13 protein-coding genes are annotated in these 13,417 nt (G+C 40.3%); all 13 read left to right on the top strand.

Translation table 11 applies throughout. The features are described 5' to 3' along the window. Positions 1–165 precede the first annotated feature (165 nt). The 13 genes from E2491_RS11490 (at position 166) to hpf (ending at position 13,149) form a co-directional block, all read left to right on the top strand. Positions 166–876, top strand: coding sequence for a metallophosphoesterase family protein (locus tag E2491_RS11490; RefSeq protein WP_134375794.1), 711 nt, complete (start codon positions 166–168; stop codon positions 874–876). Then, on the top strand, positions 863–1,831 hold the full coding sequence (locus tag E2491_RS11495) for an ATP-grasp domain-containing protein (RefSeq protein WP_134375795.1): 969 nt from the start codon (positions 863–865) through the stop codon (positions 1,829–1,831). The genes E2491_RS11490 and E2491_RS11495 overlap by 14 nt, the downstream gene beginning before the upstream one ends. 13 nt (positions 1,832–1,844) lie before the next feature. After that, positions 1,845–2,897, top strand: a complete 1,053-nt coding sequence (pseI, locus tag E2491_RS11500; RefSeq protein WP_134375796.1) for a pseudaminic acid synthase — start codon at positions 1,845–1,847, stop codon at positions 2,895–2,897. Positions 2,898–3,214: 317 nt separating this feature from the next. Further along, entirely contained in the window at positions 3,215–3,583 is a 369-nt protein-coding gene (locus E2491_RS11505; RefSeq protein WP_134375797.1) for a DUF8042 domain-containing protein, read from the top strand. A 12-nt stretch (positions 3,584–3,595) separates the two neighbouring features. Beyond that, complete coding sequence (locus tag E2491_RS11510; protein WP_134375798.1) at positions 3,596–3,796, top strand: YjfB family protein; 201 nt, start codon at positions 3,596–3,598, stop codon at positions 3,794–3,796. Positions 3,797–3,944: 148 nt separating this feature from the next. After that, a complete protein-coding gene (locus E2491_RS11515) occupies positions 3,945–4,331 on the top strand; it encodes a flagellar protein FlaG (protein WP_166805863.1) in 387 nt (128 codons plus the stop codon). Between the two features lie 153 nt (positions 4,332–4,484). Further along, positions 4,485–6,626 (top strand): flagellar filament capping protein FliD, encoded by a 2,142-nt coding sequence (fliD, locus tag E2491_RS11520; protein ID WP_166805864.1) that lies wholly within the window; start codon positions 4,485–4,487, stop codon positions 6,624–6,626. Positions 6,627–6,656: 30 nt separating this feature from the next. Next, the gene (fliS, locus tag E2491_RS11525) at positions 6,657–7,058 is read left to right on the top strand and encodes a flagellar export chaperone FliS (RefSeq protein WP_134375801.1); all 402 of its coding nucleotides are present in this window, start codon (positions 6,657–6,659) and stop codon (positions 7,056–7,058) included. Beyond that, the gene (fliT, locus tag E2491_RS11530; RefSeq protein ID WP_134375802.1) at positions 7,058–7,411 is read left to right on the top strand and encodes a flagellar protein FliT; all 354 of its coding nucleotides are present in this window, start codon (positions 7,058–7,060) and stop codon (positions 7,409–7,411) included. The genes fliS and fliT overlap by 1 nt, the downstream gene beginning before the upstream one ends. 130 nt (positions 7,412–7,541) lie before the next feature. Next, positions 7,542–9,236 (top strand): methyl-accepting chemotaxis protein, encoded by a 1,695-nt coding sequence (locus E2491_RS11535; protein ID WP_134375803.1) that lies wholly within the window; start codon positions 7,542–7,544, stop codon positions 9,234–9,236. 182 nt (positions 9,237–9,418) lie between these two features. Then, on the top strand, positions 9,419–11,104 hold the full coding sequence (locus E2491_RS11540; protein WP_134375804.1) for a methyl-accepting chemotaxis protein: 1,686 nt from the start codon (positions 9,419–9,421) through the stop codon (positions 11,102–11,104). 186 nt (positions 11,105–11,290) lie between these two features. Next, complete coding sequence (locus E2491_RS11545; RefSeq protein ID WP_134375805.1) at positions 11,291–12,274, top strand: aldo/keto reductase; 984 nt, start codon at positions 11,291–11,293, stop codon at positions 12,272–12,274. A 281-nt stretch (positions 12,275–12,555) separates the two neighbouring features. Then, entirely contained in the window at positions 12,556–13,149 is a 594-nt protein-coding gene (gene hpf, locus E2491_RS11550; RefSeq protein ID WP_134375806.1) for a ribosome hibernation-promoting factor, HPF/YfiA family, read from the top strand. Positions 13,150–13,417 lie beyond the last annotated feature (268 nt).

Consider the following 13,417-nt stretch of genomic DNA (forward strand, 5'->3'; position numbering starts at 1 on the left):
ATTAAATTTGGAAACAATACTATAATCTGGATTTGGGATAATAATTATTATTTCCTGAAAATCACCATAAAAAAACGAGAAATTTTAAAATATCAAGCTTTATTTTTTTGTAGCCGATTATGTATATATGTATAGAATTATTTAACATGAGAATAGGTGAAATGAATGAAAGTGGCAATTTTTTCAGATATACATGGAAATAACTACTCATTTGAAAGAGCATTTAATTCCATGTTAGATGATAATGTAGATTATTTTCTTTTCTGTGGTGATATTTGTGGTTATTATTACAATCAGAACGAAATAATTGATGTGTTAAGATCAATCAAAAACATTCGTTGCATATTAGGAAATCACGATAAGATGTTTTTAGATATTATGAAAGGCAAGGTAGATTTAGAATTTTATTCAGGAAAATACGGAAAATCTTTCGAAAACCTTTCTTTTAATATTACAAAAGAGAATTTTCTTTTTTTGGAAAAACTACAAAGTGAGTGTGTATTAACAATAGATGGACTGAATATTGCTATGTTTCATGGTACACCATGGGATTCATTAAATGAATATTGTTATCCTGATTATAATTTTGATAAATATAAAGAATTTAACTTTGATTATATACTTCAGGGACATACTCATTATAGATTAAATAAAAAAATTGGAAATACACACATAATTAATCCGGGTTCACTTGGACAACCTAGAGATGGAAAACCGCCATGTTATGTACTTCTTGATACTACTACCCGGAGTATTGAATTTATATCCATTAAATATGAAATTGAAAAGTTAATTTCTGAAATAAAAGGATTTGATGCTGAGCCAGCATATCTCGTCGAAGTTTTGAAAAGGAGTTTTAAGTATGCTGAAGAATAGGAACCTGAAATTATTTGTGACTGGTATTGGTGGAGATATAGGATTTGGAATTTTAAAGTGTTTAAACGAGATAAAATATCACTCTATGCTTGTAGGTTGCGACATTAACGATTATCCAATTGGGAAACTTGAAGTGGATAAATTTCACATAGCCCCTAAGGCTTCTGAAAAAGATCACTATATAAATTTCATGTTAGAGATATGTTTGAAGTATGATATAGATATAATTATACCTAGCTCCGAACAAGAAATAAAAGTATTAAATGAAAACAAAGAATTATTTAATACTTATAACATAAAAATATTAATAAATAATAATTTTATAGTTAGGAATTTTACAGATAAGCATAAAACAATAGAGTTTTTCAAAAAAAATCACATCAAGCACCCTAAAACATATATATTGAAAGAATTTAAAGGAGAATTAAAATTCCCTATAATTCTAAAACTTAAGGAATCAGTAGGGGGTAAAGGCATATTTAAAATAGATGATGAAATAGACTTAGATTATTTTAAGAAGAAACATCAAGATGCAATTGTTCAGGAAATCATAGGTACAATAGATAATGAATATACAATAGGGATATTTTCGGATGGAAAGTCAACTTATAATATCGCTTTTCAAAGATACTTAGGTTTCGGGAGTTTAAGTCGGCAAGTAAAGTTAGTTCAAGATGAAAAGATTGATCAGTTGTCAAAAAAAATTGCGAAAATTACTAATTTAAGAGGATCTATTAATGTACAAGTTAGGAAAGACTTTACTGGAGAATATATACCCTTTGAAATTAACCCTAGGTTATCTAGCACTATTTATTTTAGACATTATTTCGGATTCGAAGATTTAAAATGGTGGTTAGACATATATCTAGGTAATAAAATCTGCTATACTCCTAAGTTTAAAAAAGGAGTTGGCGTAAGGACATTAAATGAGGTTTTTTTTGATTTAGAGAAATGAGAGGTACTTGATCATGAATCGTGTTATTAAAATTGGAAATAGGGACATTACTAAAGAGTCCACAGTATTTATTATCGCTGAAATGTCTGCAAATCATGGACGAGATATAGATATTGCCAAAAAAACAATAAAAGCAGCTAAGGAAGCAGGGGCTGATGCTATAAAAGTTCAAACTTTTACTCCTGATACTATTACGATTGATTGCGATACTGAGCATTTTAAACTGAATCAAGGAACTATATGGGATGGAAGAACTCTATATGATTTATATAAAGAGGCCTATACCCCATGGGAATGGCACGAAGAACTCATGAATTATGCTAAAGAACTCGGACTCATTTGCTTTTCTAGTCCTTTTGATCATACAGCTGTAGATTTCCTAGAGAAATTAAATGTACCGGCTTATAAAATTGCATCCTTTGAAATAACAGATATTCCTTTAATAGAGTATACAGCTTCTAAGATGAAACCAATGATCATTTCAACTGGCATTGCTACAATTGGTGAAATAGATGAAGCAGTAAATGCTTGTAGAAGAAAAGGTAATGATCAGATCATTTTGCTGAAGTGTACGTCCGCATATCCGGCAAAAATTGAGGATGCCAATCTAAGAACGATCCCAAACTTGAAAGAAACATTTCATGTGGAAGTGGGTTTATCAGATCATACGATCGGTTCAACTGTTCCTGTTACAGCTGTAGCATTAGGAGCAAAGGTTATAGAAAAACACTTTATTCTGGATAAAAGTATAGGAGGACCGGACTCCAGCTTCTCAATGGACCCTCAAGAATTTAAAAGCATGGTTGAAGCAGTTAGGGATGCGGAAAATTCTATGGGTAAAGTTGACTACGAGATGACTGATAAAAAGAACAAGAGTCGTGAATTTGCGAGGTCTCTTTTTGTAATTAAAGATATCAAAGCTGGAGAAATTTTCACAAACGAAAATGTGAAATCAATTCGACCAGGCTATGGTTTACCACCCAAGTATATTGATGAAATAATAGGTTCAATCTCGACCAGAGATTTAAAAAGAGGAACTCCTGTTAATTGGGGCCATATAAAATGATGGTTTCACGTATCTGTTTGAAATTTTCATACTTTATTAAACTTACTCAAGCAAATAATTCAGATGTATCTTAAGTTTTTTATATAGATGCCGATTATAATAAAAACGATATTAATAATTTCATACTAATTTTTCGTAAATTGTGTCTGTTAGTAACAATCCAATTAACTTTATTGTATAAACACAAAAATAAGTTAATGCTCGATGTATGTCATTCTTATTAAGAAAAACGGAAAAAATATTCAGTTCTTGAAAAACTTATGTAATTGTCTGATTTAGACATGTGTTAAATTAAATTCAGTTTAGGATGTGATGATATGGAAAAGTATAGTGATGTAATAAAGCAGGCAGTTAATTTATCGGATACTATTCTGGAAGCAATTTTACATACCCGTAAATTGATTGATGAGTGCAAAAATGAACAGGCAATTTTTATGTTTGAGGAATCAATGAAGGGCTATGCTCAACTTAATACTTCTATAAAGCCAATAGCATTAGAGATAGAAAATAATGACTTATGCACAGTGCTCGATAATATAACTGATTCAGCGTATAATGTTGTGGAATTCTTTGGATTCAAAGATTTTCAAAAAGTCATAGAGATACTTCAGTTCTCTTTAATTCCACAGTTCAGTCAGTTTCAGCGTATAATGACATCTTCATTTGAACCATTACTTTTACAATAAAGGAGAGATTGGATGGATATTGCACTATTATCAATGGCAATGAGCCAAGGGCAGCTTCAGCAGAATACGTCAATCGCCCTAATGAAAAAACAAATGGGTCAGGCAGAGCAGCAGGGTGCAGCGTTACAGGAGCTGATGAGCTCAGCTGATTCCTTGGCTATTCAACATGCTGCACAGCCACACTTAGGCGGGAATATTGATATTAAGCTTTAATCAGCAGTCCTATCATAAGGGCTGTTTTTTTATGCTGTGATATTGAATAAGAATTGATGCATATCAAAAAAATTACACACTATCCTCTACACTATACACCTGTCATGACCGATATAAAGAATAAATATGAATGCAGGAGAGGGATGACATGAAGATTCAAGTTGCATCAAACACCACGGTGAACCGTGAGCTGTTAGATAAGATCGTCCAGGAGCGCCGCCCAAATGAAACACCAAATGTAACAGAAGCTGCCGTGGAGCAGGCAAAAGAGGCTGTGAAAAAAGCCAAGCGTGATGAAAACAGCCATGAAACACTGCAGGAGATACAGCGTCAGGTTGATCAGACAAATAAATTGTTTGAAGTCAATTATACGACTGTTAAATTTAATGTTCATGAAGAAACTGAAAGACTGATGATTAAGGTGGTTGACAAAAAAACGGAAGAAGTCGTCCGTGAGATTCCATCAGAAGAATTTCTTGATATGGTTTCACGAATGGTTGAATATATGGGATTCATGATTGACGAAAAAGCTTAAAAGACAGTCCTTTGAAACGGAAAAACGATTCCGGAGCAGAGGACTGTTTTTTGATATTTTTTCTAAACTTCATGGACAACGTGCCGATACTACTTATAGAAGAAAATTGGCTTCTTTGTTCGGAATTTATAGAAGCCTGGAGGGATGATAAAAATGGATCGAATTCGATTTGGTGGTCTGGCCTCAGGTTTTGATACCCAAAGCATTGTTGAAAATCTGATGAGGGCTGAACGTCTTCCTTTTGATAAAATCAAACAGCAGAAGCAGGCACTGCAGTGGAAGCTGGAGGATTACCGTTCTGTTAATACAAAGCTGTCTACATTTAGAGACAGTCTTTTGAATATGCGTTTACAGTCAACCTTCACATCTAAGACTGTTGCATCTTCTGATACCAGTAAAATAACAGCAACAGCGAACTCATCAGCTGGTAATGTATCTTATACTTTTGACAAGGTGACGGCACTTGCTACTGCTGCAACCAACAATAGCGCTGATAAGATTAGTGCAGATGGCATTAAACTTGATTCGACACAAAGTATCTCATCACAGAGAGATGTTTTTGATGGTTTAACTTTTCATGCTACTGCAGTCAAAGTCGGGACTGCTGTCACGGATAAAATCGAAGTAAAGACTACAGGTACAGATTTTAGACTTAGCAATATGTCTGCAGGTGGAGAAGTTCAGTTTGGTGCCAACCCACCTGTAATTAAGGTCAATGGAGATGCAAGAAACCTAATTACAAGTGCAACAGCAGAACTTGGGGACAATGACGTCCGTCTTTTGAAAAATGGGAATCTGGAGTTTGGTAAAGCGTTAGCTGTTAATGATGAAATTCAAGTAGATTATAATTACCTCCAGGTGGATACAGTCAGAACGAATTCCACACCAACTAGTCAGCTTCAGCTGAGACAGCACGGATTTGTGAATTCGGTGGACGTGCCTGCTAAGATTAAAACATTCAGCTATACGACTAACGCAAGCGGACAGAGAACATATGGAGCTGAAAAGAACTGGTCCCAGGGAACGATTACTCCGGGTGACTCATTTGAAACAGCGGTTGGAAAGCTTGAAAATGATGAATACCTTGTGGACAATGAAGGGAAAATACATTTTGGAGAGCAGCTGGCAGCGAATACTGAGTTGAGGGCAACTTATGCTCATGAATATGCGAAGGCTTCTGTAGAGGTTCACAGGGAAGCAGGAAGTGAAGTAAAGGAATTTAAATTTGATGGGAATCTTACGTTGGATCAGGTGATCTCAAGAGTAAATAGCGCTAATATTGGCATTAATATGTTTTATGACAAACAGGCTGATAAGGTTGCCGTAACACGAACTGAGACAGGGAATTTCAACGATAATAGTACTGAGGGTGTTCCTGATACTGCTAAGGAAATGATCTTCGGCAATGATTTCTTTGGTTCTGCTCTAAAACTTGATTCAGCGGGAGAAATAAATGGAACGAATGCGCAGTTTACAATGAATGGCCTTAAGACTGAAAGATCCTCTAATGCATTTACTGTAAACGGAATGTCTTTCACTCTAAAAGGGACGTTTGATAGCACTAATAACAGTGGGGATAACTCTGTTTCTATAACGTCATCAAATGATACAGACAATGCATTGGAAAACATCAAAAAATTCGTAGAAGAATATAACACGCTCATTGACGAAATGAACGGCAAGCTTCGTGAAGAAGTAAACCGTGACTATAAGCCGTTAACAGATGAACAGCGTGAATCCCTCTCCGAAAAAGAAATTGAAAAGTGGGAAGAGGAAGCACGTAAAGGTAATCTGAGAAATGATCAGTATTTACGTTCTGCCATTGACGGTATGCGATCAAGGTTTTATGAGTCAGTTAATACAGGCGGTGCTTTTTCTAACCTGACTCAGATCGGGATCACGACAACCCGTAATTATATGGATGGCGGTAAGCTTGAGATCAATGAGGATAAGCTGAGAGAGGCGCTTGAAACAGATGCGGATTCTGTTTATCAGCTGTTTGCTGCAGATGGTGAAGGTAACCGTGGTATTGCCCGTACGATTGGGGATACAGTGAGTACGACGATCACGCGCATTACAGACCACGCAGGTAACGGGATTCGTACGAATCAGTCCTTTACACTCGGACGAAACCTTGACGACATTGACAGCCGGATCTCTAATTTTGAACGTCGCCTTCAATCGACTGAGGACCGTTACTGGAAGCAGTTTGCCGCATTTGAAAAAGCAATGCAGCAGCAGAATGACCAGCTGAGCTATATGCTTTCACAGCTTGGTATGAACCAGCAGCAATAAAATTGAAAGACAAAAGGAGAGGTTTTTCCCATGGCAATGGCAAATCCTTACGCGAAATATCAGAATAATACAGTGACAACCGCTTCCCCGCAGGAATTGACGTTCATGTTGTATAACGGCTGTCTGAAGTTTATGAATCAGGCAAAAGCGGCGATGCAGGAAGAAAATATCGAAGAGCGTAATCGTTTAATCGGCCGTGCTCAGGCGATTGTACAGGAGTTTATGGTGACGCTTGATCTGAATGCTGACGTTTCAAAAGGGATGCTGCAGCTTTATGATTATGCGAACAGTAAGCTAGTGGATGCGAATGTGAAGAATGATCTTGCTTCACTTGAGCAGGCGGAAGAAGTGATTCAGCAGCTCCGTGATACGTGGAAGGAAGCAATGCAGCTGAATCGTCAACAGCAGTTCGGGAATAAGGATCAGGCTTAATGGCAGTTCTCCATGAGCTATCAAAGCTTCACCGTTCTATGCTGTTGTTTATCCGAAACGATGCGGAGAAGGCGGAACGCGAGATTGTGATTGAGCGCATTAATCAGTTTCACGCTGAGCGAGCCGTGCTGCTTGATCAAGTAACACCTCCTGAAACGGATGAAGATCGCGAGCGGGTGAATGAAATTCTTCAGTTTAACGAACTGATTACCCGTTTTATCGAACAATCCGGTGCAGAAGTCAAAAAAGACATCCAGCTGCACCGTCAGAAGAAAAAACAAAATCGTCAGTATGTTGATCCCTACAGTCAGCAGAGAGGGATGGACGGGGCGTTTTACGATACGAAGAAATAGATAAGCAGCCGGAAAATTTCCGGCTGCTTTTAAATTTGTCAAACTTGTGAATTGGTTAATTAGCACTATAAAACATCAAACATCTTCCGATAATAGTAAAGGATAGATTGAAATTACTGGAGGATGAAAGATGAACATCAGGACGAGACTTGTGGCTGCATTCAGTGTGATGGCGCTGATTATGTTAATGTTAGGGGCTGTGAGTATATATGCCTTGCAGCTGGTGAATCAGAATGGTAATGAAATGTATGAGCAGCGGGTTTTGCCTAATGCGATTTTGATGGATATTACGCGTCTTGCTGAGAATACGCGGGTGCAGATGGTCAGTGCGGCTCTTTATGAAAATCCTGAGCTGACGCAGTCTGCTGAGAATAATATGGGACGGATTGATGAATTGATCGCCTCTTATAAAGAAGCAGGTGTGCACGGCAGTGAAGTGGATATGGTGGCTAATTTTGAGGCTTCCTGGACAAAGTTTACGGATGCTGTGAAAACTGATATCGCGCTGATTGAAGAGCGTCAATTTGAAGAGGCAGAGAAGGGACTTCAAAGTTCTGGCACGCTGTTTGCGGTAGCGCAGGGGAATCTGCTTCAACTGAAAATACGGAATGAGGAAAAAGCAGCTGAGCTTGATGAGACAAACGGTAAGATTTATGAGGCAAATCGTAATCTTGTGATTGGAATAGGTATCGCTGCACTCATTTTGGCTATTGGTCTTGGTGCTTTTATGGGTCAGCGAATTGGCCGCGCAGTCAAAATGGCTTCTTCAAGAATGGAACAGATTACTGAGGGGGATCTGACTGGTGAACCGCTCGTGTCGAAACGCCGGGATGAAATTGGGAACCTGATTCGTGCTGAGAATAAAATGCAGGAGCAGTTGGCTGAAGTGATTCGGAAAATCAATGAGGCGACCGCTCATGTCACGGCGCAAAGTGAAGAGCTGACCCAGTCGTCAAATGAAGTGCGTGAAGGAAGTGAGCAGATTGCCGTTACCATGCAGGAGCTGGCATCTGGATCTGAGGCGCAGGCGAATCACTCAGCTGATCTGTCTGAAAAGATGGATGGCTTTGCGGCAAAAGTACATGAGATGAATCAGCAGAATCGCGAGATCACGGAGCGTTCTGAGTCAGTGATCAAAAACGCTGAGGAAGGGTCAGAGATGATGGAGGCTTCCGTTCACCAGATGATGGTCATTGATCAGGTGATGGCTCTATCTGTTGAAAAGGTTAAAGGGCTGGATCAACAAACCAATGAAATTTCTAAGCTTGTGAATGTTATACGGGATGTGGCAGAGCAGACAAATCTGCTGGCGTTAAATGCTGCGATAGAGGCTGCGCGTGCCGGTGAGAACGGTAAAGGGTTTGCTGTTGTGGCAGATGAGGTTCGAAAGCTTGCTGAACAGGTATCTAAATCAGTCAGCGAAATTACCGGATTTGTCGGTGGGATCCAGCGTGAGTCAAGAGAAGTTGTAGAGTCTCTCGAAAAAGGCTATCAGGAAGTGAATGATGGAACACAAAAAATTGCAGGCACCGGTGAAAAGTTTAGCGAAATTCATCGATCTATTGAAAGTATGATCGGCAAAATTGCTGATGTGTCAGTGAGTCTTGCTTCGATAAATGAAGACAGCCAAGTGATGAATGCCTCTATCCAAGAGATTGCCTCTGTTTCTGAGGAAGCGGCTGCCGGTATTGAAGAAACGGCTGCTTCCAGTCAGCAGTCACTCAGTACGATGGAGACCATTTCTGCGAGTGCGGATGAACTGGCAAAGCTTGCTGAAGACTTGTCTGAAGAAGTTAAGCGTTTTAAAGTCATCCCAACTGAATAGCAACTTTTTATGATTTTCGGCCTCCAAAAGAGATTTTGGAGGTTTTATTATTTTTCAGAATATCAGGAGAATGATTCAATTATATTGTGATAAAAATAAAAAAATTGAGACTATCATACTACTATTTAAACCGTCCGATATATAAATTAGATAGACATTATGAATTTGAGGAGTGTTGGGCGATGAAGATTAAAGGGAAGCTGATTATCTCATATTTGGCTCTAGGACTTTTAGTCATCGTTTTAGGAGCTGTCAGTTTATTTTCTTTAGGACAGATGAATGCAAATAGTGAAAGTACTTATTATGACCGTGTCATCCCGATTATGAAGTTAGGTGAGGTCGGAATGCTGACGGAAAATACCCGGGTACAGGTGATGTCGGCTGTCGTAAACAGAGACCCATCATTAACAGCGAATGCAGAGGAGAATATTGCTAAAGTAGCCGAACTGCTTGAGGAATATCAGTCGACGGCTATGACAGCGCAGGAAACGGAAGTCGTGCAGCGATTCGAATCTGAATGGAATATTTATGCCGAGCGTGTTCAGGTGCTGGCAGGCACGATTAGCCAGGGAGATTATGACGCAGCTGAGGTTCAGCTTGGTGAAAATGCCCCTTATTATTCCACTGCTAAGGACTCCCTTATCGAGCTTGAGGAATTGAATGTTTCCATTGCAGAATCAACTTATAAGGATTCAGTGAGCCTTTTTGAATTCAACCGGTTACTCATTTACATCATTGGTATAGCTGTCGTCATCGCAGCAATTGTGCTTGGTATTTTCATGGGACGTGCGATTGGCGGGCCATTAGCGAGAGTGGCGGACCGGATGCAGCTTGTGGCGAACGGTGATTTAACAAATGAACCGATTCATTCTAAACGTAAAGATGAAATCGGTGTTCTTGTCAAAGCGACGAACAAAATGCAGGAGGATCTGCGCTCTGTCATTCAAAGTATTTCTGCTGTTACAGGAAATGTATCGGCTCAGAGTGAAGAGCTGACACAGTCATCGGTTGAAGTACGTGAAGGCAGCGAACAGATTGCCGTGACGATGCAGGAGCTTGCTTCAGGGTCTGAGGCACAGGCGAATAATGCAGGTGAGCTATCAGAAAAAATGGAGCTGTTTGCGTTGAGAATTCAGGAGATCAATGATCAGAGTGCTGATATTTCCAGACAATCGGAATCGGTTATTCGTCATGCAGAGGACGGTTCTTCCATGATGGAAGAGTCGGTTCAGCAGATGATGGTCATTGATGATGTGATGGCGGATGCGGTTCAAAAAGTTCGTGGACTCGACCATCAGACGAATGAAATTTCAAAGCTTGTCAATGTCATCCGTGAAGTGGCAGAACAGACAAACCTGCTTGCACTAAATGCGGCGATTGAAGCAGCCAGAGCAGGTGAACATGGTAAGGGGTTCGCTGTCGTTGCAGATGAAGTCCGGAAGCTTGCTGAGCAGGTAGCGAGCTCAGTTAATGAAATCACTGGTTTTGTCAGTGGGATCCAGATCGAATCAAAAGGCGTCGTCACTTCTCTTGAAAAAGGGTACGGTGAAGTCAATACGGGAACTCAGAAAATTGCCGGAACTGGCGAGAAATTTAACGAGATCAACCACTCCATTAAAAATATGATTGAGATGGTCAGTCAAATTTCCGTTAACCTGTCTGCGATCAATGAAAACAGCCAGGTCATGAATGCCTCCATCCAGGAGATTGCCTCCGTTTCAGAGGAAGCGGCTGCCGGGATTGAAGAAACGGCAGCTTCGAGTCAGCAGTCCCTTAGCACGATAGAGACGATCTCTGCAAGTGCGGATGAATTGGCGAAGCTTGCTGAAGGGTTGTCGGATGAGGTTGGGAAATTTAAATTAACTTAATTTCTACTGTGTGTAGATGTTATTTAAATAGTTGAAAATGAGAAACGGACACGTCAGTTTAAAGGCGTGTCCGTTTCTCAATTCTGGAAACATTTAATAAAACTGAATTTTGTAAATGTTTGTTCTTCTTTGGTGATCCGTTGTACAATTAGGGGGAGAAGTCGTGTTTGAAGGAGAGTGACATCGATGAAGTACAGACAGCTGGGGAATACTGATTTCAGGGTGAGTGAAGTCAGCTTCGGAACGTGGGCGATCGGTGGTGCGTGGGGCAAAAAAGATGACCGTGAATCACTGCGGGCCCTGCATTATGCAATTGATCGCGGCGTAAACTTTTTTGATACGGCTGATGTATATGGTGACGGTCACAGTGAAGAACTGCTTGCAAAAGCGACAAAAGGCCAGGAAGAGCACATTCATGTCGCGACTAAGTTTTGCCGCGCGGGTGATATTCATGATCCAAAAACGTACGAAATGCCGCAGGTTGAAGCCTATTTGGATGCAAGCTTAAAAAGGCTGGAGCGGGAGCGAGTTGACTTGTACCAGATTCACTGTCCGCCAAAAGCCATTTTGGAAGACGGCAGTGTGTTCAACGTCCTCGATGACCTGACGCGTAAAGGGAAAATCCGCTATTACGGCGTCAGTGTGGAAACAGTGGAGGAAGGGCTGATCTGTCTTCAGCATCCAAACGTCAGAAGTCTCCAAGTGATATTTAATGTTTTCAGACAGAAACCGCTTGAAGAGCTTTTCGGTGAAGCTCAAAAAAAAGGCGTCGGTATTATTTCTAGAGTGCCGCTAGCGAGTGGACTGCTGACGAACAAATTTACAAGTGGTCATCAGTTCGAGGAAGACGACCACCGCCGATTTAACGAAAATGGTGAGCAGTTCAATGTGGGTGAGACTTTTGCCGGACTTGGTTTTCAAAAAGGCGTGGAGCTGACAAAAAAGCTCGAATGGATCGAAGAAGGCCGCGGTAACATGGCACGTGCCGCCCTGCGATACATTCTTGATCAGCCCGAAGTCAGCTGCGTCATACCCGGTTTCAAAAACCAGGCCCAAATCGAAGAAAACTTAAATGCCCTGCATACCCCGTCATTCAGCGGAGCAGAACTGAATAAATTACGTGATTTTTACCATAACGAAGTACATGATCATATCAGGGGTGCTTACTAATGAAGTTGGCTGAAGTGGAAGATGGCGACTCCTGCGGCAGAGAAGGGCAGGTGAAACTCTGCAGGCGCGCAGCGTCAAAGAGGTTCACCGCCCGGCCGCGGAAAGCACCATCTGGAACGGAAGCCAACGTTTCAAAAGACAGCTAATAACTTGACATCAAACCAAATAAATGTCTATAAATTCGACAAAAAATTAATAAAATATTTACGGTTAAGCAGGAGATTGCAAGGGTAGAGGAGAAATAGGTAGTATAGCTTTTATGATTTAAAGGAGGAGTTCACATGTTGAATTATAATGTCAGAGGAGAAAATATCGAGGTAACTCCAGCGATCCGCGAATACGTGGAAAAGAAAATCGACAAGCTAGAGCGCTATTTCAACGATACACCTGATGCCAACGTGCATGTTAACCTAAAGGTGTATAACGATAAACAAACGAAAGTGGAAGTCACGATTCCAATGCCACGACTTACCCTTCGTGCTGAAGAGCGTCATGAAGAAATGTATGCTGCGATTGATCTGATCTTAGATAAACTAGAGCGCCAGATCCGCAAACATAAAACGAAAGTAAACCGTAAATTCCGCGAAAAAGGCAACGAACCTGAATTCTTCGCAACAAGCGTCGATGCGGAAAACGGAATTGAAGAACTTGAGCCGGTTGCAATCGGCGCAGATGATGACGGAGACGACAGCGAATTCGACATCGTCCGTACAAAAACATTCAACCTGAAACCAATGGACAGCGAAGAAGCCGTCCTCCAAATGAACATGCTGGGCCACAGCTTCTACGTCTTCACTGACGCAGAATCAAACGGCACAAACATCGTCTACAAACGTAAAGACGGCAAATACGGGCTGATCGAAACAGAAGCCTGATCATATGATACGGAAACGTCCCTTGATTGGGGCGTTTCTTTTTGGTTCTGACGGGATTGTTGCAAGGAGGAGAGTTTCTGGTGTAAGAGAGCTTGATTCTGTTATAAGGCTCATGATTTGAAAGAGAAATGTTGATAAGGTAGTGATTTTTGTTGATAGCCGCTGGATTATTGTTGAAGCAGCGATGGTTTATGTTGCTAGGATGGCAATTTCTGTCGATGGCTTGTGTAGCTATTGAAGCGGCTTGGTTTTGTGTTGTTGTGGATTA

This window comes from Jeotgalibacillus sp. R-1-5s-1, from assembly GCF_004405105.1.
Classification (GTDB): domain Bacteria; phylum Bacillota; class Bacilli; order Bacillales; family Jeotgalibacillaceae; genus Jeotgalibacillus.